The sequence below is a fragment of the Pedobacter cryoconitis genome (assembly GCF_014200605.1).
Lineage (GTDB): Bacteria > Bacteroidota > Bacteroidia > Sphingobacteriales > Sphingobacteriaceae > Pedobacter > Pedobacter cryoconitis_B.
Genome location: NZ_JACHCE010000005.1, coordinates 354,988 through 381,820, shown reverse-complemented (window position 1 = coordinate 381,820; position 26,833 = coordinate 354,988). Strand labels below are relative to the sequence as shown.

21 protein-coding genes and 1 tRNA gene are annotated in these 26,833 nt (G+C 37.0%); 15 read left to right on the top strand and 7 right to left on the bottom strand.

Features of this window, described 5'->3' with window-relative positions; genetic code table 11:
• Positions 1-4 precede the first annotated feature (4 nt).
• Both HDE68_RS17230 and HDE68_RS17225 read right to left on the bottom strand, forming a co-directional pair.
• Complete coding sequence (locus HDE68_RS17230) at positions 5-4,369, bottom strand: CusA/CzcA family heavy metal efflux RND transporter (protein ID WP_183883455.1); 4,365 nt, start codon at positions 4,367-4,369, stop codon at positions 5-7.
• Between the two features lie 85 nt (positions 4,370-4,454).
• On the bottom strand, positions 4,455-4,829 hold the full coding sequence (locus tag HDE68_RS17225; RefSeq protein ID WP_183883454.1) for a hypothetical protein: 375 nt from the start codon (positions 4,827-4,829) through the stop codon (positions 4,455-4,457).
• 303 nt (positions 4,830-5,132) lie between these two features.
• Here HDE68_RS17225 and HDE68_RS17220 point away from each other — a divergent pair, with 303 nt between their 5' ends.
• The 7 genes from HDE68_RS17220 (at position 5,133) to HDE68_RS17190 (ending at position 13,958) form a co-directional block, all read left to right on the top strand.
• Positions 5,133-6,395 (top strand): aminotransferase class I/II-fold pyridoxal phosphate-dependent enzyme, encoded by a 1,263-nt coding sequence (locus HDE68_RS17220; RefSeq protein WP_260171797.1) that lies wholly within the window; start codon positions 5,133-5,135, stop codon positions 6,393-6,395.
• Positions 6,379-7,053, top strand: a complete 675-nt coding sequence (locus tag HDE68_RS17215; protein WP_221300776.1) for a TetR/AcrR family transcriptional regulator — start codon at positions 6,379-6,381, stop codon at positions 7,051-7,053. Before HDE68_RS17220 ends, HDE68_RS17215 begins: the two co-directional genes overlap by 17 nt.
• A gap of 328 nt (positions 7,054-7,381) precedes the next feature.
• Positions 7,382-8,005 (top strand): TauD/TfdA family dioxygenase, encoded by a 624-nt coding sequence (locus HDE68_RS17210; RefSeq protein ID WP_183883453.1) that lies wholly within the window; start codon positions 7,382-7,384, stop codon positions 8,003-8,005.
• Positions 8,006-8,033: 28 nt separating this feature from the next.
• Positions 8,034-8,306: a UBP-type zinc finger domain-containing protein gene (locus tag HDE68_RS17205; protein WP_183883452.1), complete on the top strand. Its 273-nt coding sequence runs from the start codon at positions 8,034-8,036 to the stop codon at positions 8,304-8,306.
• A 280-nt stretch (positions 8,307-8,586) separates the two neighbouring features.
• On the top strand, positions 8,587-11,637 hold the full coding sequence (locus HDE68_RS17200; RefSeq protein WP_183883451.1) for a SusC/RagA family TonB-linked outer membrane protein: 3,051 nt from the start codon (positions 8,587-8,589) through the stop codon (positions 11,635-11,637).
• Positions 11,638-11,648: 11 nt separating this feature from the next.
• Positions 11,649-13,229, top strand: a complete 1,581-nt coding sequence (locus HDE68_RS17195) for a SusD/RagB family nutrient-binding outer membrane lipoprotein (RefSeq protein WP_183883450.1) — start codon at positions 11,649-11,651, stop codon at positions 13,227-13,229.
• A 264-nt stretch (positions 13,230-13,493) separates the two neighbouring features.
• Positions 13,494-13,958 carry an Lrp/AsnC family transcriptional regulator gene (locus HDE68_RS17190; RefSeq protein ID WP_183883449.1) on the top strand — a complete coding sequence of 155 codons (465 nt, stop codon included), beginning with the start codon at positions 13,494-13,496 and terminating at the stop codon, positions 13,956-13,958.
• 22 nt (positions 13,959-13,980) lie between these two features.
• Here HDE68_RS17190 and HDE68_RS17185 read toward each other — a convergent pair whose 3' ends face one another.
• Both HDE68_RS17185 and HDE68_RS26565 read right to left on the bottom strand, forming a co-directional pair.
• The gene (locus tag HDE68_RS17185) at positions 13,981-16,440 is read right to left on the bottom strand and encodes an outer membrane beta-barrel protein (RefSeq protein WP_183883448.1); all 2,460 of its coding nucleotides are present in this window, start codon (positions 16,438-16,440) and stop codon (positions 13,981-13,983) included.
• Positions 16,441-16,609: 169 nt separating this feature from the next.
• On the bottom strand, positions 16,610-16,741 hold the full coding sequence (locus tag HDE68_RS26565) for a hypothetical protein (protein ID WP_260171796.1): 132 nt from the start codon (positions 16,739-16,741) through the stop codon (positions 16,610-16,612).
• Between the two features lie 304 nt (positions 16,742-17,045).
• Between HDE68_RS26565 and HDE68_RS17180 the strand changes: the two genes are divergently transcribed.
• The 7 genes from HDE68_RS17180 (at position 17,046) to HDE68_RS17160 (ending at position 23,386) form a co-directional block, all read left to right on the top strand.
• Positions 17,046-18,071 (top strand): GntR family transcriptional regulator, encoded by a 1,026-nt coding sequence (locus HDE68_RS17180; RefSeq protein WP_183883447.1) that lies wholly within the window; start codon positions 17,046-17,048, stop codon positions 18,069-18,071.
• Positions 18,072-18,246: 175 nt separating this feature from the next.
• A tRNA-Pro gene (locus tag HDE68_RS17175) sits at positions 18,247-18,320 on the top strand.
• Positions 18,321-19,504: 1,184 nt separating this feature from the next.
• Complete coding sequence (locus HDE68_RS26560) at positions 19,505-20,062, top strand: phage integrase SAM-like domain and Arm DNA-binding domain-containing protein (protein WP_260171795.1); 558 nt, start codon at positions 19,505-19,507, stop codon at positions 20,060-20,062.
• A 7-nt stretch (positions 20,063-20,069) separates the two neighbouring features.
• Positions 20,070-20,312: a phage integrase SAM-like domain-containing protein gene (locus HDE68_RS26555; RefSeq protein WP_260171794.1), complete on the top strand. Its 243-nt coding sequence runs from the start codon at positions 20,070-20,072 to the stop codon at positions 20,310-20,312.
• Complete coding sequence (locus HDE68_RS26550; RefSeq protein ID WP_260171801.1) at positions 20,285-20,674, top strand: site-specific integrase; 390 nt, start codon at positions 20,285-20,287, stop codon at positions 20,672-20,674. The genes HDE68_RS26555 and HDE68_RS26550 overlap by 28 nt, the downstream gene beginning before the upstream one ends.
• Before the next feature lie 593 nt (positions 20,675-21,267).
• Positions 21,268-22,584, top strand: a complete 1,317-nt coding sequence (locus HDE68_RS17165) for a serine hydrolase domain-containing protein (RefSeq protein WP_183883446.1) — start codon at positions 21,268-21,270, stop codon at positions 22,582-22,584.
• Positions 22,585-23,203: 619 nt separating this feature from the next.
• Positions 23,204-23,386 carry a hypothetical protein gene (locus HDE68_RS17160; protein WP_183883445.1) on the top strand — a complete coding sequence of 61 codons (183 nt, stop codon included), beginning with the start codon at positions 23,204-23,206 and terminating at the stop codon, positions 23,384-23,386.
• 260 nt (positions 23,387-23,646) lie between these two features.
• Here HDE68_RS17160 and HDE68_RS17155 read toward each other — a convergent pair whose 3' ends face one another.
• Positions 23,647-24,075, bottom strand: coding sequence for a nuclear transport factor 2 family protein (locus HDE68_RS17155; RefSeq protein WP_183883444.1), 429 nt, complete (start codon positions 24,073-24,075; stop codon positions 23,647-23,649).
• Positions 24,076-24,209: 134 nt separating this feature from the next.
• Entirely contained in the window at positions 24,210-24,776 is a 567-nt protein-coding gene (locus HDE68_RS17150; protein WP_183883443.1) for a TetR/AcrR family transcriptional regulator, read from the bottom strand.
• A 110-nt stretch (positions 24,777-24,886) separates the two neighbouring features.
• On the opposite strand from HDE68_RS17150, the gene HDE68_RS17145 reads away from it, so the two are divergent.
• The gene (locus tag HDE68_RS17145) at positions 24,887-25,900 is read left to right on the top strand and encodes a hypothetical protein (protein WP_183883442.1); all 1,014 of its coding nucleotides are present in this window, start codon (positions 24,887-24,889) and stop codon (positions 25,898-25,900) included.
• A 71-nt stretch (positions 25,901-25,971) separates the two neighbouring features.
• Here HDE68_RS17145 and HDE68_RS17140 read toward each other — a convergent pair whose 3' ends face one another.
• Positions 25,972-26,820 (bottom strand): hypothetical protein, encoded by an 849-nt coding sequence (locus HDE68_RS17140; RefSeq protein ID WP_183883441.1) that lies wholly within the window; start codon positions 26,818-26,820, stop codon positions 25,972-25,974.
• Positions 26,821-26,833 lie beyond the last annotated feature (13 nt).

Genomic DNA, 26,833 nt, shown 5'->3' with positions numbered 1-26,833 from the left:
TTATTTAGTTAACGGCACTTATTCTTTCTATTTCAAAAACAGCTTCGTTCAATTGCTGAACAGTATTAAAGTATTCACTACGAAGCTGAATGGACTGATTAATTAAAATCACCCAATCCAGGTAACCAATTTCACCAGCATTCAGCTTATCAGTAGTTATGGTAATGATCTTTGTTGCATTAGGTAAAATAGACGTTTGATAAGATTTAATCAGCCTGCTATGCTGATTGTAAACTTTCAATGCTGTTTCCAGTTCTGATTCCAGCTCCTGTTTAGATACAGAAAGTTCCTGTTCACGCTGCCTGATCAATACATTTGACGCTTTAATTTTCGCACGCTGTGCACCAAAAAACAGAGGGATACCAATTCCCACATTAACCGAAGAGAATCTTTTTCCCTGATCAAAGTATAACTCTGAACCTGAACTTATAGTCTGCCATCCAACAATACTTGTATTGCTGTAGCCTAAATTTAAAGAAGGCATGAGTCTACTTTTTTCCAGCTTATATTGCTGTTGTGATAACTGTAATTGCTGCTGCTGCAATTTCAGCAAAGGGTTATTCATTGTTTGATCAGCTCCTGGCAGGGAAGAAAATTGATACAAGACACTATCCATTTCAGGGACCATCTTATTTTTACTGTTTAATAATACATTAAAGCGGTTCAGTAAAACTTCATAGTCTGTTTTCAAAATCTCCAGTTGATTGGAAATTTGTGAACGCTGATTTCTTGCTGTTGCCAGTTCCAGTGCATCAACATCTCCCGAATTAAACCTTTGCTCTGCTTTTTCCAGGAAGCCACTGTAAATACTGTCTGCCTGCAATAATAACCTGCGTTTATTTTCCAGTACCAGTAAACCATGATAGGTAGATTTAACACGTGTTTTCACATCCAGCTGATGCTGCAAGAGCGTAGTTTCACTAATCTGGAGATTTGTTTTATTGATTGCCGACTGCCGCGTATAAACACCTGGAAAATCAATGCTTTGAGAGATTGAAAATCTGTTGTCATTTTTCAAGCTGTTGAATTGACCATATTCAAATCCTGCATTCGCTTTTTGAACATCAAAACTGCTCTTCCTGAGTTCACGCTGGTAATCTGTCTGAAGCATTGAAACCCTTAATGCATTGTTATTTTTCAGCGCACTGTCAATCGCTGCAGGCAGATGTATTCTTTCCTGAGCGGTTGCATTCCAGCCAAATGAAAATATAATCAGAACTGCAGTCACTATACTTTTCTGTGGCCTGAAGTATTTAAATCCTTTCTCAAAAACGATGTAAAGCATAGGTAAAACAAATAGTGTTAATAAGGTAGAAACGATTAAACCTCCTATAACGACAGTTGCAAGCGGTTTTTGTACGGCACCACCTGCTCCGGTACTGATGGCCATGGGGATAAAACCCAGAGAAGGAACAAGCGCAGTCATTAAAACCGCTCTGAGTTTTGATTTCGTAGCATGTATAACTATACGTTTAACATCTGTCCAGCCCTCTTTTTTTAAGCGGTTAAATTCAGTAACTAAAAGAATCCCATTTAAAACTGCTACACCAAACAGGGCAATAAAACCTACTCCTGCAGAAATACTAAAAGGAAGATCTCTTGCCCAGAGTGCCAGAATCCCACCAATTGCAGATAAAGGAATCGCTGTATAAATTAATAATCCTTGTTTAACAGAACTGAATGCAAAATATAAAAGCAGGAAAATCAATAAAAGAGCAATAGGGACTACGATACTTAATCTTGCTTTTGCCGCAGTCATGTTTTCGAATGAGCCTCCGTATTGTATAGTATATCCTTTATTCAGCTGGAGTTCACGATCAACCTTTTGCTGTAACTCTTCAACTATGGATTGCACGTCTCTATCCTTGATATTAAATCCAATAATAATTCTGCGTTTAGTATCTTCCCGCTGAATCTGATTTACACCTTCTACCTCCTCAACTGTTGCTACAAGTGACAAAGGGATCTGTACGCCGGTTTTAGCCGGGATCATCAGGTTACGGATATCAGCAATATTTTTACGGGATTCACCATCTAATCTGACCACCATATCAAATCTTTTTTCCCCTTCATAAACCTGCCCGGCTATCTGCCCTGCGAAAGCAGTATTGACCACCCTGTTTACATCGCTCACATTTAATCCGTATTTAGCCATCCCCTCTCTGTTGTATTTCACAACTACCTGTGGCATACCGTTTACCTTTTCTTCATAAATATTAATTGCCCCCTTTACAGTTTGAATAATTCCAGCCAAACGGTGGGCATAACTGGAAAGAGAGTCAAGATCTTCTCCAAAAATCTTACACACTACATCTTGCCTTGCCCCTGTCATCAGCTCATTAAAGCGCATCTGAACTGGAAACTGGAAGCCAACTGTAATTCCCGGAACAACCTCTAAGGCCTTAGTCATTTTTGCACTTAATTCAGGAAATGATTTAGCCGAAGTCCAGTCCTTTTTATCTTTAAGGATAACCATCATATCTCCTGCTTCGAAAGGCATTGGGTCTGTTGGAACTTCCGCACTTCCTATTTTGGTTACTATTTTTTGCACTTCCGGGAACTCATTTAAAAGAATTTTAGAGGCCTTCTGAGTAGTTTCAATAGTGTTATTCAGATTACTACCTGTCAATAACCGGGTTTCAACAGCAAAATCCCCTTCTTCGAGCTGAGGAATAAATTCTCCACCCATTCTGGTCAGAATAAATACAGAAATAACGAATAAGGATAAAGTCACCAGGATAATGGTTTTAGGGAATCGCAGCACTTTAGCAAGCAAAGGCTGATATCTTCTTTCCAGCCACGCCATCAATCTGTCTGTAATATTTTTCTCGTGTTTCAGATTTTTACTCAGACATAAGGCCGACATCATCGGGACATAAGTAACTGACAAAATAAATGCACCTAATATGGCAAAAGCAATTGTAAATGCCATTGGTTTAAACATCTTTCCTTCAATACCTTCCAGAGATAAAATGGGTAAATAAACTATCAGGATAATGATCTGGCTGAAAACCGCCGATTTAATCATAGAGCCTGTAGACTTACCGACTTCTTTATCCATCTCCTCCTGAGTGATATGACCGGCTTTTCTAAACTGTTTAGAATGCACAAACCTGTGTAATATGGCTTCTACAACAATTACAGATCCATCCACAATAAGGCCGAAATCTATAGCCCCCAATGACATCAGGTTCCCTCCAACTCCAAATTTATTCATCAGAATAATTGCAAACAGCATAGAAAGCGGGATAACTGACGACACAATAAGTCCGGCCCTGAGATTACCCAGAAAAAACACAAGTACAAATATGACGATCAGCGCACCTTCCAATAAATTAGATTCTACGGTATGTATAGCATTGTCTACCATCTTGGTACGATCCAGGAATGGTTCGATCACTACACCTTTAGGAAGCATTTTTTGTATTTCTGCTATTCTGTCTTTAACTCTTTTGACTACGAGTGATGAGTTTTCGCCTTTCAGCATCATAACTACAGCACCAGCAACTTCTCCCTTATCATTATAAGTCATAGCGCCATACCTGATTGCAGAACCGTATTGAACAGTAGCCACATCTTTCATCAGCAAAGGCGTACCATTTTCCAATGTTTTTACAACAATCTGCTGAATATCTTCGGGCGTAGTAGTTAAACCCTCACTACGTATATATAACACCGTAGGCCCTTTTTCAATATAAGCTCCACCGGTATTTTCGTTATTCTTTTCTAAAGCTTCAAATACATCAGCAATCGTAATCCTATGCGCTTTTAGCTGATCCTGGCGGACAGCTATCTCATATTGTTTGAGCTTGCCACCAAAACTGGAAACCTCTGCAACCCCTGGTGTCCCTAAAAGCTGACGACGTACTATCCAATCCTGAATGGTACGGAGTTCTGTCGCATTATATTGACTTTCGTATCCCTTAAGCGGCCTTACTACATATTGATAAATTTCACCAAGACCAGTAGAAACCGGAGCCATTTGCGGGGACCCTACTCCAGCAGGAATCTCCTGTTGAACCTGTTGCAGCTTTTCACTAATTTGTTGCCTGGCCCAGTAAACATCTGTTTCTTCGTTAAAAACTATGGTAACCAGGGAAAGTCCGAACCTGGAAAAACTTCTGATCTGTTTAAGTCCGGAGATACTGCTACAAGCCTGTTCAATTGGAAAGGTAATTAGTCTTTCGATATCAGGGGCCCCAAGAGATGGCGATACGGTAATGACCTGAACCTGGTTATCAGTAATATCAGGAAGTGCATCTATAGGTAATTTTGTGACCTCATATGTACCCCAGCCTATCAGCGTAAGTACAAAGAGACCAATGATCAGCTTATTCTTTATAGAAAAGCTAATAATCAGATTAAGCATAAATTCAATTATTTAAAAATAAAATACATGAGCTATACACAGACAGAATTGTCCGTATAGCAATTAAAATTTTCAATAAGGAATATTATGCTCTTGGAGGTCTGAACAAGTCATCCAGCGCAGGATTTGATACCCAATCCTGTTCCGGCTTATATGCAGGAACTAAAAGAAAGAAGTAACGCTGTTTGAAAAGGGTGAGTTTTGACGAAGCAATTGCCTGTGAAATATGTACCTGGCTGTTTATCTTTTTAAATGGCAATTTCATATCGTCTTCGTCATCATTATCATTGAGATCTTCACCAAAATAATGCATGGATAGGAATTTGATAATTCCAACCTGGTTATTCAGCTGATGGTGATGATTAAAATGTGAGACAAGATGAGGCAGCTTGAATACTTCCGAAAAAGAGGTATTCAAAAAAAGTATTGGAAATAGTACGTATAAACATGCCTTTTTCACTTCGCAAAGATAAGCTCACAGCGTTAAAAACCAACTTTAAAATTTTCAATTTTGTTTCTCTCTCTTTTTCAGCTCGCTGGCGATAAATAATAGCATGTAAATAATCTCTTTACTGATAAAAAAAAGACAGAAGACAGGTAAACAAGAAAATAAATGGTAAAATAAACGCCTTTTTTAAGTTAAAAAACAAATAAACAAGATATTTTATTCAAAAAATGAAAAATATTTGCAAATACAGATATCAATACCTACAATTGCATTGCATTATTTTCGCTCACATCTCTTCCTAAAACAACCCTGAAAATGGATTTTGCAACGGCCACATTTAAAAATTTTGAAAATATAGAAGGTCATGATATGTATGACAGAGCAGAGGTCTTTGGTGACTTCCTTCAGTATATGAAGGATAATGGCCATATGAATTACCGATTGCAGAATTTCTCAGGCTGCGGCCCGGCAATGCGTGTAAAAACGTCAATGCATCAGAATGGTCATGATTATATAAGTTTCGTATCAAATGATTATCTGGGATTTACGCAGCACCCAAAAGTAAAAGCTGCAGCTATGCAGGGCATACTGGAATTTGGTACAGGGGCCGGTGCATCTCCTTTAATTGGTGGACATTTTGCCTACCATGAGATTCTTGAAGAGAAAATTGCAGGCTTTTTTAAACGCAGCAAAGACTCTTCTGTAATCTATACTACAGGATATACTGCAAATAGCGCTACATTAATGAGTCTGCTTCAAAAAGAAGATTTAGCGATTGTTGATATGGCTGTTCATACCAGCGTGTATGAAGGCTGCATCTTAACTAATACTAAAACCTTCCTTCATAACCATACCGAGTCTCTGGAGCGGATATTGAAAGACGCAAAAGATAAATACAGAACTAAACTGGTGATCATCGATGGTGTTTATTCTCAGGATGGAGATATGGCTCCTTTGAAAAAAATTATAGATCTCGCAAGACATTACGGTGCATATGTTATGGTAGATGATGCGCATGGAATTGGTGTTCTGGGAGCAACAGGAAGGGGCGCACTGGAACATGCTGACCTGTTGCATGAGGTAGACCTTATTTCGGGAACATTCAGTAAAACATTTGCAAATATTGGAGGTTATGTTATTGCAAACCCCAAATTGATTAACTTCCTGAAATTTCAATCCAGACAGCAGATTTTTTCAGCGACAAGTACACCAGCAGCGGCAGGAATTATTAAAGCAATCGAATTAATTGATGAAGAACCCCAATGGCAATTAAAATTATGGGAAAATATCAATTATTTTAAGAAAGGACTTACTGATATGGGAATGGATATAGGTACAACTGAATCTGCAATCATACCTGTTAAAATAGGTGACGCACATAAAACAGGCGATGCAGGTAAATTATTACTTAAGGCAGGTATTTATACGAACCCGATATTATATCCTGCAGTAGCCAAGAAAGATGCCAGAATACGTATGAGCCTGATGGCAACTCATACAATTGAACAATTAGACAAAGCACTGAATGCATTTGAATATGTAAACCAAAAACTAGATATTGTTGGACAAGGAGTATAAAATGGTCAGAAAAACTACTGAAGGACCAATAAGAAATAAAGAAAAGACCAGGCTGAAATTACTTAACGCTGTTGGTGAAATTATAAGAACTGAGGGCTATAAAGGTTTAGGAGTGAACAATATTGCTACCAAAGCCAAAGCCGATAAGAAACTTATTTATCTTTATTTTGAAAGTGTTGACAAGCTTGTAGAAGCATATGTCAGGCAGAAAGACTATTGGGAAACCTTTTCAGAGGGTATTCAGATCTTAATCGAAGAGCATAAAGGCAACTTTGGTAAAGACCTTGCCAGTAAAATACTGGTTGACCAGTTTAATTTTTTCCTGCAGGCCGAAGAAATGCAAAAAGTCATTCTATGGGAAATCAGTGAAAAAAATGAACTGATGCGCGAAATTGCCGATGCCAGAGAAACTTTAGGAAATGAACTTTTTAAACTAACAGACCCACAGTTTGAAAATACAAATGTAGATATAAGGGCAATCCAGGCGCTGCTCATTGGCGGCATCTACTACCTGGTTTTACACGCTAAATCAAATGGCAGTACCTTTTGTGGTATTGATATTAATGAACAAACAGGTCAGCAGAGGATCATCAATAGTCTTAAACAAGTTGTTGAATGGACCTACAATGAAGCTAAGAACCAAAAGAAAGATTTATAAAGCAGAGATCTAACCTCTGCTTTTCAAATTGCCCGGAAATAATACATTCCGGCCGCGATCTCCCCTTCTCTATTTTCACTAAATCTGCCTTTTCAGCAGAATTTCCAAATAATTATGTTTGCAGGCATCGTTATTGGCGATAAACATAATTATTCACCAATAGGTGAAATATTTTTTGGAATATCAAAAAATAGTAATTATTCTTGCATAGAAAGATTAACAAATAACTATTAGCTATATAAATAGCCCCGAAAGAGAAATCTTAAGAATCAGACGTTATTTCAATCAATACTATTCTTACATCTATATCTATCAAAAATTTATTATCATGCATATAATTGATCTTCAAAATGAAAAACCGCAGCATGACCATATCTCTGCTATTTCCACCTCATTATCAGAGAATTTGCACAAGGACGATTTTGGATGTATTATTAAAAATAATTCAGCAAATCCATTAGATCTTTTTAAAAGAGTCTGTGATGAAGTAGGTTCACCAATTACAGAACAATATTTTGATATCTCAAGTGAAGATTCTTATATTCATGATGTAGTTGCGCATTTATGCCTGCATACAGACACGACAGAAAAAGACCAGGCTGTATTGTGCAGCGTGGATAAAATATTAGCTCATCTGTCAGAAATAGACATAGATATTCTCAGCACTCCTATATTCGAGTTTGGTTCTGGCAAAGGGGCCGTACTGACAAGACATGAGGATAATTACCAGCTTCGTTATAACGGAGAAAACATTAATACGACTACATTGTTACACATTGCCAAAGATGTACTTCAAAAACTGGAAGAACTCATCCATGAAATTGGTGAACAGCATACGCTTAACAAAGGGGATCTTCTGGTGATTAATAACCGGAGAATTGTACATAGCAAAACGAACTTCTCCAATGATAGCGGGTATAAGTTTAAGAGTGCAAGGTTGTATTATAAATAATATCTGAATAGCCTAAAACAACAAGAGAATGGATGAACAAGAACCTTGCAGTCATATCACTGCGATCAAAAACGTCAGATTAAGTGAAGATTATGTTTGCGAAGAGTGTATTAAACATCGTACTGAATGGATGCACTTACGGACTTGTCAAACCTGCGGAATCACACTTTGCTGTGATGATTCTCCACAAAAACATATGACCAAACATTATCATTCAACTCAGCATCCGGTAATTTCCTCAGCCGAACCAGGTGAACGCTGGTTATGGTGTTATCCGGACGAAGTATTTGCAGAATACTAGCATAATATATACCTATTGTAAAAATTAATGCAGGCTACGAATCATTCTGCCTGCATTAATATGTTATCTGGCCAAAGGCCATCTTCCCCCGATTTCTCCTCAAATCTGTACTGACTGTTTATTCAGCTGGTCATTTGCTGTCATTAATTTCAATGACACTCCATCGTCTGTGCTCAGAAAAACAAAAAAATAATTTTACATCAATCAGTTTACCATAACGCAATAGAATTTAATTATTTTACTTGTTTACTAACCTAAAATCAACCTAAATCATTTAAAAATGAAAAAAAGACTACTTCTATTCTTTATTTCTGTTCTATTCCTCTCCCTGCATACCAGCGCACAGGAAAAAACAGTAAATGGAAAAGTTATTTCAGCAGAAGACGGGCTACCGCTGCCTGGAGTAACTGTAAAAATCAAAGGGACTTCTTCGGGGGTAATGACAAATAGCGAAGGAAATTATTCAATTAAAGCAAAAACCGGACAACTATTGGTATTCTCCTTTATTGGCTCAGTCAACCAGGAACAGGTCGTTGGAAATTCAACAGCCATAAATATTAGTCTAAAAGAAGATTCGAAAGGTCTTAATGAGGTCGCTGTTACTGCTTTTGGTGTAAAACAGCAGGTAAGAGGTCTTGGCTATGCCACACAAAATGTAAAAGCCAAAGAAATTATTGAATCTAATCAACCTAATATTGTAAATGCACTGCAAGGAAAAGTTGCAGGTGTACAAATTAACAATTCGAGCGGTGCTCCTGGCTCCTCTGCCAGTATTAATATCCGTGGCGGCTCTTCTCTGAGCGGAAACAACCAGCCCCTTTTTGTGGTCGATGGTATTCCAATTGATAACAGTACACCTGTTTCACAGGGCGGATTGGTAGCAAGTGCAGCGCCTGCCTCAAACAGGGCGATAGATATCAATCCAGAAGATATTGAAAGTATTACAGTATTAAAAGGCCCTTCGGCCGCTGGATTATATGGTTTACGTGCAGCTTCCGGAGCCATCGTAATTACGACCAAAAAGGGAATTTCTGGCGCAGGTAAAATTAGCTACTCCAATAATTTTTCTTTCGACCGGGTAAATAAATTACCAGAACTTCAAACTGCTTACGGACAAGGAGAACAAGGGATTTCGAATGCAGTAGCAACTGGTTCATGGGGTGCTGTATTAGATCAGGGAGAAAGGATTTATAATAATCCAGCTAACTTCTTTAAGGATGGTTTTTCACAAACCCATGATATTTCAGCAAGTGGCGGCAATGAAAAAACTACTTTTTTCACCTCTGCCGGTCTATTGAATCAAAAAGGGATTGTAGAAAATACGAGCTATACCCGAAAGTCTTTCAGACTTAGCGGTGACAGCCGGATTTCGGATAAGCTAAAAGTAGGTGGAACGATAAATTATGTAGAATCTGACCGTAAATATGTATTGCAAGGTAGTGGCAGTGGTGTTATGGGCGCTGTACTCTGGCCATCAAGTGATAATATGAGTATTTATTTAAATCCTGATGGCAGCCAGCGAACCCTTACCGGAATTGATAATCCGTACTGGAGCAGAAATTACAAACCTGTTACTGACAAAGTAAACAGGATTATTGCCAACGGAAACATTGCATATGATCCATTTTCTTTCCTTAATATAACTTATCGCTTAGGAACGGATTTCTATAATGAAAAGTTCAAAAGTATCAGAGGTGCCGGAACAACCGTTGTTGGTGAAGAAAAAGGGGCTATTTCGGAAGTAGCTTCTACCAATCAGATTACAACTTCGACCCTTTTGGTGACAGGAAAAAAAACTTTCTGGAATGATTTCAATACTAGCCTTACACTTGGACATAATTTAGAGTCAACTTCATACGAAGGCGTAACTACAACCGGACTGGGCTTTATTGATCCTACATTTCCTTCATTAAATAATACTTTACCTAATACCAGAACAAGTATTAACAATATTTCAAAAAGAAGAATAATGGGCGTTTTTGCAGATCTGAATTTAGATTACAAAAATCTGGTATTCCTAAATTTTCGTGGCCGTAATGACTGGTCATCTACAGTACGTAAAGATGCCCGCTCTTTCTTTTATCCAGCAGTCAGTACTTCTGTTTTATTTTCCGATATCCTCAAAGAAATGGGGCTTAAATCTGATGACAAGGTCTTTTCATTTGGTAAATTCAGAGCATCATGGGCCAGAGTTGGCAAGGATGCACCACCCTATGTACTGGCAACCACCTTAGGTACAACAACTAATAGTTCAACTATAAATCCCAGAGGTTTCATTATCAATTCAGGGGCATACTATGGAAATCCCCTGCTTGAACCTGAGTTTACCAACTCTTTTGAAATTGGTACAGACATCAGGTTTTTCAAAAGCAGGATTGGCCTCGATGTAACTTATTATAATTCTACTTCTGACAACCAGATTCTTGCCACACGTACCACTCCTTCCTCTGGTTCATTTCTAGCTTATTTGAATGGTGGTTCTATCAATAGTAAAGGCGTTGAAGCCATTTTAAATGTACAGCCCATCATTCATAAAGATTTCAAGTGGTCAATAGACTTTAACTTTGCGAAAAATAAATCGACAGTAAAATCATTACCTGGTGAGCTGGATAGAATAGAATTATCTGATGCATGGGTAGCTGCAGGAGGCACAAACGTCGCACAGGCTGCTGCATTTTTGAACGGTTCTCTTTTTGGCATAAACGGTACCGTATGGAAAAAAAACAGTGATGGCAAATTACTCTTAGATAATAATGGTGCGCCTCAGGTCGCTCCTGCACTAACTGTAATCGGAGATAGAAATCCAGATTTCACAGCTGGCATTACCAATACATTCACTTATAAAAATCTATCATTATCTTTTATGATTGACATCAGAAGAGGAGGAGATATTTTCAATAATACAGAAAATGCGATGGTTTATGCAGGTACAAGTACAAAGACTCCTGACCGAACTTCTAAAGTTTTTGATGGGATCATAGAATCCACAGGGCTTCCAAATACTAAAAGCATAAAATTAGACCAAAACTATTACCAGACTCTATATACTAAGCAAGGTTATGATTTCGTAGAGGACGGCAGCTGGTACCGCTTAAGATATGCGACGATCAGTTATAATTTCCCAAAAACAATGATTCAAAGAATCGGGCTATCAAACCTTCAGGTCTCAGTAACCGGGCGCAATCTAATTCTGATCACTAAATATTCTGGTGTAGACCCAGAAGTTTCAGGCAGCGGGGCCGGAGTTAATGGTTCCGGATCATTTGGTTTTGACAATTTAGGTATCCCGGCAACAAGAGGATTTGATTTAGGTTTGAGATTATCATTTTAATATTATCAATTATGAAGACATTACATATAAAATTCCTATCCGTTTTAAGCATCACTGCACTGACAATAACAACATCCTGCAAAAAATATCTGGATGTAAATACAGATCCAAATAATCCTACATCAGTTTCTGCAGCAAATCGTTTAGTGGGTGCAATCACAACTACTAACGGTGCATCGATGTGGCGTGGCTCCAGAGAAATTGCAGGATTAGTCCAATACGGAACTACACAGTTAAATACCGGAACTAACAGAAATGCCGAACAATGGCGTTATACAGCCTCTTACTTTTTCTGGCAAAATGCCTATGTCTATACCATGCCTAATTGTGTTGATTTAATCAATTTAGGTAAGTCCGAAGAAAACCCGCATTTTACAGGAGCCGGAAAAACTTTACTGGCTTTGAATCTGGGTATGTTAACCGACCAGTACGGATCAATTGTAGTGGACGATTTTTACAATGGTGTTTCAGGTATTAATCTTGTCCCTTCATTTAATGATCAGCAAACAGTCTATCAGCGTATTCAAACGTTACTTGATGAGGCTATCGTAGCATTTGACGGAACAAATAAGACAGCTGCATTAAATTCAAAAAACGGAGATATCATGTATCAGGGCGATGTGAATAAATGGAAACGTTTTGCTTATGCTTTGAAAGCACGTTATCTGAATCATTTAACTAAAAAAACTTCACTATATAATCCTGCAAAAGTGATAGAAGCTTGTGAAAATGCATTTAATGCTGATGGAATGGATGCACAATTTGACTATATCGCAGGAGCGCTGCAAACTGATGAGAATCCATGGTCAAGCTGGGGTGGTTTTACCAGCACTACAGATCCCCGATACTTTACCTGGAGCCAGTTCTTTGTGAACATGCTAACCAGCTTCCCGGTTACAAACAGTCTATATCAGGATCCGCGTATTTCAAAAATCATGCTTCCGGCAGCATCTGATGGAAAATACAGGGGATTGAGATCTGGCGGAGCCTTAGCAGGCGGACAAGGCATATTAGCTGACGGGTCTAACGGAGATCCAACTAAAACCGAAGTTACTGACTATGGTGCTTTTAGCAAAAGTGGTTATTATACAAATAAAACTTCTGCTTTTCCTTTTATCACTTACTCTGAAGTGAAACTGATCGAGGCTGAGGCTAAATTACGTTCAGGTAATGTAGCTGGTTCTTTAGCTGATTATGAACAGGGGGTTAAAGCCAACATGAGAAAACTTGGTGTGACCGTAGCAGATATTAATAATTACTGGACAGCGCAACTCAATGATGGGATTGCCTCGCATTTCGCAAATATGACACAGGGCCTGAGCCACATTTTCCGTCAGAAATATATTACGCAGTGTTTAAATAATGAAACCTGGGTTGATATGCGCAGAATGGATTATAGCAAAGATATATATGGACCAAGTCTTAAAAAGCCCCTCAATATCAATACAACTATCTTTTCATCAAATGATAGCGATCCATGGATTCAGGCTATGGTTTATGAAACCAATGAAGCAACGAGAAATCCAAAAAATGTAGGTGATAATTCTGAAAAGACAAGATTACTTACACCTGTCTGGTGGAATCAGCAGTAATAATATTCCATTAAATTCTAAATATCCTAAACGAGTTGCCTTGTAAAATGCAGAAAAATTCTGGTTAACCACGATCAGCCAGAGGAGAAGTTTAGGATATTTAAAATCGTTTTACCAACCTATTATTCTATATAGAATAATACACTATCTACCTGTTAATCATATTTTTTTATAGTATTTATCACCTATTCAATTATGAAATACTTTATATTTGGCTAATCATCAACCTGCTAATAAATAACACTAAGCCAAATAATCAGATATATGAATTCGCATTTAGACCCTACTGATTTGGGAATACTAAATCTTTTGCAGGAAAATGGAAGACTAACCAATAAAGAACTTGCACATCATCTCAACAGAACAATTTCTCCAATCTTTGACAGAAGAAAACGATTGGAAGAAATGGGTTACATTAAAAAATATGTTGCTGTACTGGACAGGGAGAAAATAACAACATGCCTGATTGCTTTTCCTCAAATCGCATTGAACAGTCATGGTGAGGATGCACTGGCTTCTTTCCAAAAAACAGTTATTTCTTACCCCGAAGTTTTGGAATGTTATCACATAACCGGAAAGTATGATTTCATGTTAAAAATTATGATTCCTGATATGCATGCTTATAATGCTTTTCTACGCCAAAAAATCGCGCCACTTGAAAATGTTGGTAATGTACATAGCTCACTGGTTATTTCCCAGGCAAAAGGTGAGATCGGATTGCCTTTATAATAGCAGGAGAATAGCTTAACGCCTACCCTCCTGATTTAACACGATTCTCTTCTTCAGAAGATCCTTTAGAGCGCTGGCGAGCACCTTTTATAGCTGTACTTCCAAATTTATAGCTACAGGTCAAGCGAAAAACCCTGGTCTCACTTTTCTCATTCACTGAATAAGTCTGTGAAGGGAGCGCACTGGTAATGCGGAACTTTTGTAAATTAAACACATCATTTGCTGCCAGTTTTATATTCAGCTTTTTCTCCATAAATGATTTGCTGACTCCTAAATCAATACCATAAATAGGCTTCACTGCTAATGTTCCATCTACCTGGGCGGAACGATAAAAACCTGATAACTCAAAATTAGTAGTACTATTAAGTGTGATAGTCTGATTACTGTTAAAATTAAAAGCTGTTTTACCTCCTTTATAAGGTACTCCCAAAAGATTTGGGGTACTAAATTCATTGTAAAAAATAGTTAGATTGTTATTGGTTTTCCACCATTTAAATAGGGTTAAAGGGGAATTGATATTCAGACTATATGACTTTTTCTCCGCAAGATTCTGAGATGATATAAATAGTGTCTTTTTAACCGTATCTGACACCAGTACTCTTGATATAGCATTACTGGTATGACTATAGCCAAGGGTAGCGTTTATAGTTTTTTTATAAGAATAAGAAATCTCAAATGAGTTTGTGTATTGCGGATTCAAATATGGGTTTCCCATACTATAGGTATATAGATCTACAAAAAATACAAAGGGGTTTAAATCCTCATAATCCGGACGGTCAATCCTCCTGCTGTAAGAGAAACCAACTTCATGGTTTTTGGAGAGTACACGGTTCACAAAAATACTCGGGAAAAGATCAAAATAATGACGATCAGAGATTTGTTGTTTTGGTACGGAATTTCCTTTAGAGTTGGTTTGTTCTGCTCTTAAACCTAATTGAACAGTTAAACCAGTAAATTCACGGTTCAGATTCACATAACCTGCATTTATATTCTCATCATAGATAAAATGATCGCTTCTGGTCAGATCACTTTGCCAGTTATTATTCAGGAAATTTTCAAAAGAAGAGACATTGTCTGTACTTACTTTACTGCTTTTAAGCCCCGTTTCTAATTTCATCTTTTTATTAATTGGCAAAGTATAATCAACTTTCCCTGCAAAGATCTTAACTAACGAAGGTGTTCTGTTTCTAAAGATATAGGGATCTCTGGAAGTTTGTCCTGCTGCATTTAAATACACATTATTATATTCTGTATTTTGTAATCCACTATACCTTGAATAGTCAGCATCGGCCGATATTTCCTGACCAGCAGTGTCAATGGTTCCTTTATAATTCATATTGTAAGTTATACCTGAATATTTAAACTGGTTAGGATTATTGGCAACAACTGATGAATCGGTTTGTAAAGGCTTACTTCCTATCAGCGTTAAAACCCTGGTCTTATTGTTATCTCCGGTACTTCTATATCCGTTTACAGCAACTCCAACTGTATTTTTATCATTGATAAAATAATCAACCCCTGCCTTATAGTTATAGTTTTCCCTAAGACCTACCTGAGAACTTGTTTGTCTGAAAAAGGTTTGATCTGTAGCCGTATTGTTCACCCGGTCAATATTCAAGTCATGGAATCTTTTCTGTTTTCCATAATTAAATTCTCCAAATGCATTGAATTTTTTCTCTCTGTGGTTGAGTGATATTCCATCGTTGGTTTTATAGTACCTGCCATACCCTGCTCCTGCAGTTACTGAACCGTTAGTACCATAGTTTCTATTTTTCTTTAACTTAATATTAATAATCCCCGAATTTCCGGCAGCATCATATTTAGCTGAAGGATTGGTAATGAGTTCAATAGACTGTATCGCATTCCCTTCTGTAGAGCGCAAAAGATTAGCCAGCTGGTCACTGGAAAGATAAGTAGGTTTACCGTCAATCATTACTGTTACGCCTGCTTTTCCTCTCAGACTAACGTTTCCATCTTTATCGACACTGACACCAGGAGCCTTCTCCAGGATTTCTAAAGCAGTATTACCAGCAGCCAGAACACTGTTTTCTACATTAAGCACGGTCTTATCAATTTGTCTTTCGATCAATGGTTTACTGGCAACAATATTTACACTATTCAATTGTTTTGAGGTTGGAACTAATTCTACGTTTGCTACGTTATAGGTTTGATGTGCTGCATTGATCAGATAAGGGCCCTTGAATACCCTGGCATAACCTATCATGTTAAAAGCAAGAAGATATTGCCCTTCTGGTAAACGTTCAAAAAGATAATTTCCTTTATCATCTGTAACAGATCCTTTGATCAGTACTGAATCTTTAGCAGCCAGCAGGCTTACTGAAACATACGAATGATCGGTATGTTTTTCATCAAGAACTTTACCGCTCAGTTTACCGGTATTATTGGTGGTTTGCGCACCCGATGTGAAAATTGTAAAAAGACTTAACATGCAAGTCAGAATAGAGGTGGTTCTTTTTTTCATCTTAAAAAACATATGTCTTTAAGATGACAGAAGAGATAAAAGGTTACAGCAGTTAAAAAAAATAAAAGAGACAACCACAATAACAGGTTAATTTCCACTTTTAGGAAAGAAACCGGAATAAAGCGGATTGTCTCTTTTTATATTATCCAACGGAGATTTTATGTTGGTCCTAATACCCTCTGCGCCAATAACCATCATGATAATGTCTGCGGTAACCATATCCACCACGATCCTGTACTATACAGGAACTCAATAAGGATGCTACTAATGTCAATAGCATCAGGTTTCTGAATGTTTTCATAGCTGTGTATTTTAATTTAACCTGTTTTATTTTAACCTATATCCTTATGACAGTATAATCGCTTAAAGGATTAATCATTATTCTTACCTGTACATACAGCCATAATAGGCTATAAGAAAAATAATTACAGCTATATGTGTACTGATTAATAGCACATTATAATCTATTGATAATTTTAGATATAAGACAACAACTCTTGTAACCTAAGACAGTTTTATATCTCCCTAAAGCGAAATTGTTTTCTAAATTTCTCCTTCGTATTCTATTTCTGTAGCTTTATTAGTCAAAAGAATTGTCATTAAACATGAACAACATCCTTAAAATTGCGAGGATTGATGCATACTCTATTACACCTAAGTATTTGCAGCTTATCAATTCAATTCTCCAGGGAATCCAATCGGGGCAGATTAAAAAGAATGATGTACTTCCTTCCATCAATGAGTTTAGTTATGCACTTGAAACAGCCAGAAGTACAATAGAGAGGGCTTATAATGAGCTCAAAAGAATGGGATTAGTACAGTCAGTTGCTGGAAAAGGTTTCTTTATTGTGCATACCCATTTTCAGAAACCAGTAAAGGTTTTACTACTTTTCAACAAACTAAGTATACATAAAAAAATTATTTATGATGCTTTTGCAGAAACTTTGGGAAATGAGGCGGCAATTGATTTTTATATCTATAACAATGATTTCAATGTTTTCAAGAAACTGCTTTTGGAAAAGGTTGATCATTATGCTAAATGTGTAATTATCCCTCATTTCTATGAAAACAGGGAAATGGGTTATAACCTGATCAATACGATTGCTAAAGAAAAGCTGATATTAATGGACAAACTTGCAGAGGGAGTCACTGGTGAGTTTGGAGCAGTATATGAGGATTTTGAAGAGGATATCTTTTCTGCACTGGAACAATTGACAGAGAGGTTATCAGGATATGATACATTGAAACTGATTTTTCCTCAAAACACCTATTATTCAAAGAAAATCTTAATTGGTTTTTTGAATTTTTGCCAAAAGTATAATTATAAAAATGAAATACTGAATGGTCTTCATCGTCATAAAATTGAACCTGGATCTGTATATATTAATCTTGCTGAAGACGACCTGGTTGTTCTGATTGAGAAAATCATTGAGGGTAATTTACAAATCGGAAAAGATATTGGCGTAATTAGTTATAATGAGACTCCTATCAAAAAGATTATCCTCGACGGAATCACAACAATTTCAACTGATTTTAAAATGATGGGAGAAAAAGCTGCCGAATTATTACTGGAGAACTCAGTTGAGCACATAAAAATCCCTTTTAAAGTTACTTTAAGAAATTCTCTTTAATGAGGTAACCAACAAATATTAAGAGGTTTACGGATACAGATTGAATCTGTTATGTTTTTTTATATTTATTTACTCCTAAAAAAAGAAAAATAAATTTGCTAACTAAATATATTATTGTACTTTTGCAATCCCAACAACAACGAAGGTTATTTATAACTGAAATGTTGATCAAGTTCGGGGTGTAGCGTAGCCCGGTATCGCGCCTGCTTTGGGAGCAGGAGGTCGTAGGTTCGAATCCTGCCACCCCGACACAAAAAGTGCTAACAAGCACCGAAACCCCTTAAAATCAAAGATTTAAGGGGTTTTTTGTTTTTTCTCAGCCCTATCTATATCAATCGAAATCAAGAAAAACGTGCCCTATTCGGTGCCCCATTTATAATATTTATATTAGGGCACTAATCATGGTTTATCTATCTGATTATCAATAAATTATATATTTTATTTTGCTTGTTTTTGATGTCTGTTGGGATCAAGTCATAAACTTGTGGATTAGGGATTAAATTTCAAGTTTTGTGTTTGATATTTTCTTAGTTCAAAGCAGATGGTTACGATTCTTTAATAAGCTAATTACTTCCTGATTCTATAGTTCAATTTATCATTATTCAACGCCCTGATTACTTTGATCAGAGATCGGTCAACGCTTCAGCGGAATGCTTAGGCGGAGGAAAGATCCTGTTTTTTTCGGTTTCCATTGATTGTTTCATTGTGTCCGGTACAGAACTTTTGAAACAACCCGTACTCCAGACTGCTGCTTTAAAAATGAAATCGCCCAGGATTCCCTTTGAAAATTTACCCGTTAAACTTCCCATAATAAATAAATGCCTTTCTACCAATGTAAGCTATTCGCGTTAAAGATTATCCTGATGAGTAAAAAATGTCCGCAATTGTCCGCAGCTGTCTGCAATTGTCCGCTTTGTCCATGTTCGGGCAAAGGATAATTATAATTTCATCAGTCTTCAACGAGTTATACTTTGGTTGTGCCTGAATAGAGATCGGGGTGACACCACGTTGAGAACAGGTTTTAAGCATAGTAACTCTAAGTCATTTCAACTAGTTGTTTTTACTTGGACTTGCCATGCTCTCACGTTACTTTAGCATTGCTCTTACCCTAACGAGTACCCGAACAGTACCCGGGCAGTACCCGGCCGATATAGATTTATTATTTAGCTATTTTGAATTTATTTACTAACAGCACGGCCTTGTTTCGGCTGAGTCATTCCCATGCAAATTGAAAGCTTTCAGAGCAACTTTCATAGCCATCAGAACATCCCTGGCTCAAAGACTTTCTGTTTAGCGTGTCAAAATTTATGCTTAAAAATAGCCTGCTCCACAAGTTGATGACTTGATCCGTCTGTTGTGCCCCTTTTGAAATAGGGCACAATACCATTAAAGCCAATGACAAAACATTTGTAAACAAATTTAATGATATGAGTATGCAGCAGAACACATTTGGAGTAATCTTCTATTTGAGAAAATACAAGACTACCAGTAACGGAAAGACACCTATCTACGCCCGGATTACCGTAAATGGTAAAAGATCTGATATTGCCACCAAAAGGACAATTGAAGAGAATAACTGGAATGCAAAAAAAGGTATGGCAAAAGGGAGCAGACAGGAAATTACCCTGCTTAACAATTACCTCGAAAAATTCAGGTCAGGAATTGTTGAAAGCTATCAAATCCTGCTTTTACAGAAAAAGTTAATTACTGCTGATCTGATTAAGGATAAGTTTTTAGGAAAAGATCAGCAGGACTTCACTATCCGCAAGTTGATAGACTACCATAACGAGCAGGAAAAAGATAATTTGGAATGGGGAACGATGAAAAACTATTATACGACCCAAAAATATATCCTACAGTTCCTTAAAGATAAACAGGGCACAGCGAATAAATTCTTGTCAGAACTGAATTATAAATTCATTACCGACCTTGAAATTTACCTGCGTCAGGTAGAAGATAAAAACGGTGTATTTGCAATGTTTGCCAAATAATGGGGTCATGAAACATCTTGAACATTTCTGTAAAATGATCAACCTTGCTGTAAAACTGGAATGGCTGGACAGAAATCCATTTCACGCTTACCAGTTAAAATTTGAAAAGGTTGAACGTGAATATCTGACCACATGGGAACTGGCAAACCTTGAAGCGAAAACTTCCCCTATTTTGCGTTTGCAGACCATCAAAAACCTGTTTGTTTTAATTGTTATACCAGACTGGCCTATATTGATGTATTCAATTTAAAGCCGGAGCATATTGTTGAAGTTGCAGAGGGCGAATTCTGGATAAAAACCATAAGACAAAAGACCAATACCCCGGTAATAGTGCCATTATTACCAAAAGCACTGCATATCATTGAAAAGTATAGCAAGCATCCACAGGCATTGGCAGAGGGCAAAGTATTGCCTGTAATGTCTAATCAGAAGTTAAACGGGTATTTAAAGGATATTGCGGACATTTGTGGAATTACCAAGCCTTTGACCTTCCATATCGCCCGCCATACCTTTGCAACTACCGTCACACTGACCAATGGTGTGCCAATAGAGACCATTAGCAGGATGCTGGGGCATAAAAAATTGAGTACAACACAAATAAATCTACAGTAAAGTGGTAGATAGCAAGCTGGGCGGAGATATGGCCAGACTGAGGGAGAAACTAGAGGCATGACAATAAACATAATGAAATGGAGGCCTAAATTGACAAAAAATTTTGTAACTGTTTATGCACGCCTCGTTTCTGTTAAAAATACACTTGCAGAAAAAAAAGACGAATATAAGTCAATTATTGCCTCTCCCCCCATTTACGGTCTACAAAACCGAGGGGCCATTGCTTGGATATCCACGGATGTAGTACCGTGCGATCCGCAAGACTAGTCCATCCGGAATATTCAATTTCTTTCTTATAAACCTAGGTTATTCTTAAGCCACAAAAGACAGGCGCCCTATTTACTGAAATAGCGATAGGAACATGATCATCAACTGGCTGGTAAGCCTCCTAATTGAAGAAGCCAAAGAATTACGCAACCGTTGTAATACCTACTGAGATAAAATTCATCAAGATGGTAATAGAAATAGTGATATATTAGCTGTAACGAAAACCACTATTTTAGCATGATGCAGTATAAAATAGGCCTTATAAATCTATTTTACATCTAATACAAGCTAGGTGCGTAATATTTCCCCATAAAATTGCAGAAAAAATGATAAAAAAACTTTGGATTACACTAGTTTTTGGGATTGCATTTCTAAGTTCTTATTCACAGAAACTTAATGTGACTAAACTTGACAGTTTATTCAGAGCTATGGACGAGAAAAATGTATTCATGGGAAGTATTGCCATTTCGAAAAATGGAAACTTAATTTACTCCAACTCTATTGGTAAAGCTGATATAGCAACTAATGAAAATTTGTCGTTTAAAACAAAGTATCGCATTGGCTCTACTACAAAAACTTTCACTTCCGCATTAGTATTCAAAGCAATTGAAAACAGAAAAATAACGTTGAACCAAACCATTGAAGAATTTTTTCCAACTATTGAAAATTCAGAAAAAATAACAATAGAAATGTTATTAAAGCATCGAAGTGGAATAGCTGATTTTTTAACAGCAGACGATTTTGCTAATGGCTATACTGAAGCTAAATCAAAAGAAGAAATGATAGCCATTATCAGTAAGTTAAAAAGTGACTTTAATCCCAACAGTAAAGCAGCTTACAGCAATTCAAATTATTATTTACTAACCGTAATTCTTGAGGAAATATATAATAAATCATATCAAGCGCTGTTAAATGAACAAATCGTAAAACCATTAAAATTGAGAGATACTTATTTTGGAGGCAAAATAAATTTGCAAAATAATGAATGTTACTCTTATCATTTTTCAGATAAATGGGAAAAAGATACGGAGGGTGACACATCTGTTCCACTAGGCGCAGGAGGAATAGTTTCAAATCCAAATGATTTGACGATTTTTATTAAAAATCTATTCAAAGGAGAAATCATCACTCTTGAAAGTCTAAAAACAATGACACAAATTCAAGACAAATATGGAATGGGTATTTTTGAACTTCCATTTTATGACAAAAAAGGATTTATGCATAGAGGTTCTATCGATAGTTTTGGTTCAGTTCTTTGTTATTTTCCGGATGAAAATCTTGCTATTGCCATAACATCAAATGGCGCTATTTATGATAAGAAAAAGGTATTGATTGCTGCTTTAAGTAATTATTTTAATAAACCGTATAAAATCATATTTGAGCCTTTTAAACCAAATCAAGAAGACCTTGACAAATATGTAGGAGATTACATGAGTTTATCCTATCCCAGAACAATAGCAATAACAAAGAACAACACCAACATTCTTGCTAATTTTAGTGATCAATCGGTGCTATCAATTGAGCCCGTTGAGAAAAATAAATTTGAAAATTTATGGGAAGGAAGTAAAATTGAATTTAAACCAAGCACTAAAGAAATGATTTTTGAGGAAAACGGAGAAAAGTTTATCTTCTCTAAAAAATAAAAACATCGCAAAGCACCTAATAAACTACCAAAGCCAAAAATGCCACTTAATAACGAATGTCGAGGCCATTTTCAGCTTCCTGCTCGGTCTCGCACAGCCCAAACTTCAAAGCAGGAAACTGATGACTACCACTCCGTAGATGCAAAAGCGGGAACGCAGAGGTATGAGCATGGGGCTCCGCAGGCCGCAAGTGAGCGGGGAGAGATTTCTATAATTACCCGTCAAATTGTAGCCAACATTAATCCAAAAAGGGCAACGTAAGTGAGCTTAAAGATCGTAATTTTGAATCCGGAGACACGCACCCACTAACCTATCGCGCAGTTAAATTCAAGGCCAGCAAAATCGTTGTTTTTACAACGGGCAAAGTTACAAAAGAAGCACGTAACGTATTTCAGGATATGTCCCGCAATTCAAGAATCGGAACGTCACATCGTATATCCACATATATTGAAGGCCTACTATCACTTAAAGCGGCGATTGGTACATTTCTAAAAAAATAATCAATCTATATCGGCCGGGTACTGTCCGGGTACTCGTTAGGGTAAGAGCAATGTTAAAGTAACGTGAGTCTATGGCAAGTCCAAGTAAAAACAACTAGTTGAAATGACTTAGAGTTACTATGCTTAAAACCTGTTCTCAACGTGGTGTCACCCCGATCTCTATTCAGGCACAACCAAATCATAACCGGATGAAGATTAATGAAATTATAATTTTCCCTTTGACTAACCCATGGACAAAGCGGACAATTGCAGACAGCTGCGGACAATTACGGACATTTTTTACTTATCAGGATAATCTTTAACGCGAATAGCTTACATTAGTGGAAAGGCATTTATTTATTATGGGAAGTTTAACGGGTAAATTTTCAAAGGGAATCCTGGGCGGTTTCATGTTTAAAGCAGCAGTTTGGAGTACTGATTGTTTCAAAAGCTCTGTACCGGGCATAATGAAATAATCAATGGAAACCGAAAAAGGCATCAGAGAACTTTCGTAAAAGTAGTTTATGAATTGATCCCAGGTTCCGGAATAGTTTTAAGTCTCCTAAAACAGAAATTTATCCGTTTAATCAATGATACCAGGAATAAAGAACCGGTTAATACCAGCCACATCAGAAAGATAAGTAGCCATTGATACAATCTTTTCATTCATCACCTCAAATACAATAGCTACCTCTTCATCCAGTATCAGCTCTTCGCGTTGGGCGGTATTGTGTAATGCCAACGTAAAGCCATTAAGTCCAATAAGAATATGCTTCAGATTAAAATTAACCCCAAACTGTTTCAAATTCTGTACGCGTTTAACAATAGCTTCCGCTCCGCTGGCAAGTCCAGAAAGTAAACTTATACCTGGTAGCGTCCATGTGGCATCAGGGGACAAAACAGAGCACATATTCTCCCAATCGTTATTTTTTAATGCGGCGACAAAAGTATTGGCAATGGCTAGTTTTTGCTCATCGCTTAAAAGGATGTTATTTTCATTTGATGTTTTCATGATATATTATTTATTAAGTCAAAATTACATCAGCAAACTATCATCGAACATGGACAAAAAAAGAGATCACATGGACAAATCTAACATAATGGATGTATAAGCAATTTCTTATACTCTGCCAGACTATAAAAAAACTATTCTTCAGTATACAAAATCACCTTGATTAACAATTTGATAACAGCTTCCTTATTTAAAGGAAGTATAGAACCCATAATTGCATAGCCTTCTACATATGGAACTAATAAACTTACCAATTCATGTGGTTGCTTAGAGAAAGAAGCAATCAAATCAATCATCCAAATGCAGTAGTTTTTATAATAGGTTTCAACAGCCTTTTCAAGCTGTTCATTTCTTGATGATAATGCCCATATTTCCCGAAACATAACACTTTGCTCACTATCCTTACCTTTCACCAATAGTAAATCCAATACCTTCTCCAGAAATTTCTCAATAGAAAAAGTAGTTTCAGCCTTTAAAAGATTTAAAGTTTGGGTCACTTCCTGCGCACAGGATTGAAAATAGTATTGAGCCGTCGCGATTAGCAACTCATTCTTATCTTTATAATAATACTGAAGATTACTTAAAGAAAGATTAGCAGCTTTAGCTATTTTTCTCATAGACAACTCATCCGCACCCTCTTGACTGAGAATACCCGTTGTAATTCTTAAAATATGGTTTAATCTCTCTTCTTTCTTATCCATTTGTCACACAAAAATAAAGTAAAAATATTTATTACAGCAATTAGGTCAAATGACCTACATTTGAATTAATAGGTCACCTGACCTAAGTCATAAACTATTATTTATTCAAAATGGAATTACAGAAAAAGCGTATTTTAATTGCTGGTGGTTATGGACATGTAGGAAGTAACATTGCACGTCTCATCAGAAAAAATTATCAATCTATCGAATTAGTTCTGGCTGGTAGAAATCCACAAAACGGAGAAGAATTTAGTAAAGAACTGGGTAATGCAGAAACAGCATATCTAGATTTAGAAAAAAGATTTGAACTCAAAGCATATGGCGCTGTTGATCTGATCATTACAGCAATGGAAGATTACAACAATATTTTGCAGGAAGCTGCTGTTGCAAACGGAATTGCATATATCGGTATCACTGGTCTTGCCGAAGAAATTTCCCCAATAGTATTTCTTTCGCTGCAAAAGACTCCCTCTGCTCCTATTGTGCTGGCAAGCCATTGGCAGGCAGGAATATTAACATTGGCAGCAAAGCAAGCCGCAAAAAAATTCAGTAGCATAAACCGGATAGAAACGGCTTGTCTATATGATGAGTTAGACCCTATAGGACCAATGGTAGTAGCTCAGTGGGATAGTTTTGTTGGCAAGGCTTTATTACGTCAACAAGGGAAATGGCAGGTCGTAGAGGCTAAAGAGGAAGGCAGAACATTTCATTTACAGGAAGGTACAACAATTACAGGCTATCCAATGAGTACCCTTGATGTTCCGAGTATTGCAGGTATAACTGATTCTCCAAATGTCCGCTTTGACCTGGCTATAGGCAAATCCATAGGTACTAATAATAACCTGGAAGCTTCTCACGATTTATATATTGATATAGAAGGTGTTTTGTTATCTGGTAAAACATCCAGACTACGTACACTGGTTTCTGATCCTAAAGGACAATCTCATTTAACTGCAACAGGTGTATTTATCATCATGGAAGGTATTTTTGGTTTAGGTGGTCAGACTGCTCCAGAAAAAGGAGGAATATTTATTCCTGAAACGCTTTTATCAATTGATACAGCAATAACCCGTTTGCAGGAATTTGGAATCATCATCACAGAAGAAGAAACACCAGTAAATTAACTTATTTAACCCGTAAAGCCCCTAAATTCAGATTTAGGGGCTTTACGGGTTTTAGAACTGAAATATTATTGTTATTTCTTTGTATAGCTTGAATATTCTGTAGTTGTCTGTATAGGTATAGCCTGTCCCATAAATTTCGCCGAAATATTGAGGTCCTCATTTACAGAGAAGTAACGTTTCGCTTGCTCATTCCAACTGTACTTGATCACAAGATCAAGTTTTTCAGCATTAAGTATTTTAATTTTGATTGGTTTTTCGTTCAGCGCCTGCACCTTTTCCAATTTTTTAGTTCTAAGATTAACTGTCATATACAGTCTGCAGTCTTTCATAAAAGCAGCATCCTTATCAACAGAACCAGGATCTGCCTTGTAACTAATCACCAGATAATCTGATGTTTCTTTCTCAATCTTATAGCTTGATTCGTCTGCCTGGTTAGATGCAGGCTGTTTGCTGTGATTTTTTCTAAACGAGTTAATGTCCGACTTAGAAGGAGATTTCCCATCTACAGAAATTACCGTCCACTGTTCTTCCTTTGGGCCTGAAGGATCAAATCGGGCTACAGTAACTGATTGTTTACCAGTTGTTACCGTTGTCTGTTTAAAGTCAAAGGCGAAGTCGTCCGGTTGCCGAAGATTATCTCCATTGAGAATACCGACATCAATACCATGTTTAGAAAAAGCATCTACTACAGCCGGCTTTTGGGCCGAAGCAGTAAGCGTTGCTATCACCAAAAGAAAAAGAGCAAGTAATTTCTTTCCATAATTTTTTGATTCAAAACCAGTTAACTCACCATTACCGTTTATATTTTCCTGATTGGCAGGATTCATTCCAATTCCTGGAAGCACTTCCGTATTTTGAATTTTCTTCTTGATTGCGCTAAGCACTAAGTTTGCAAATGTCATTGCTTTTGTTTTTTTCATTATTTCTATGTTA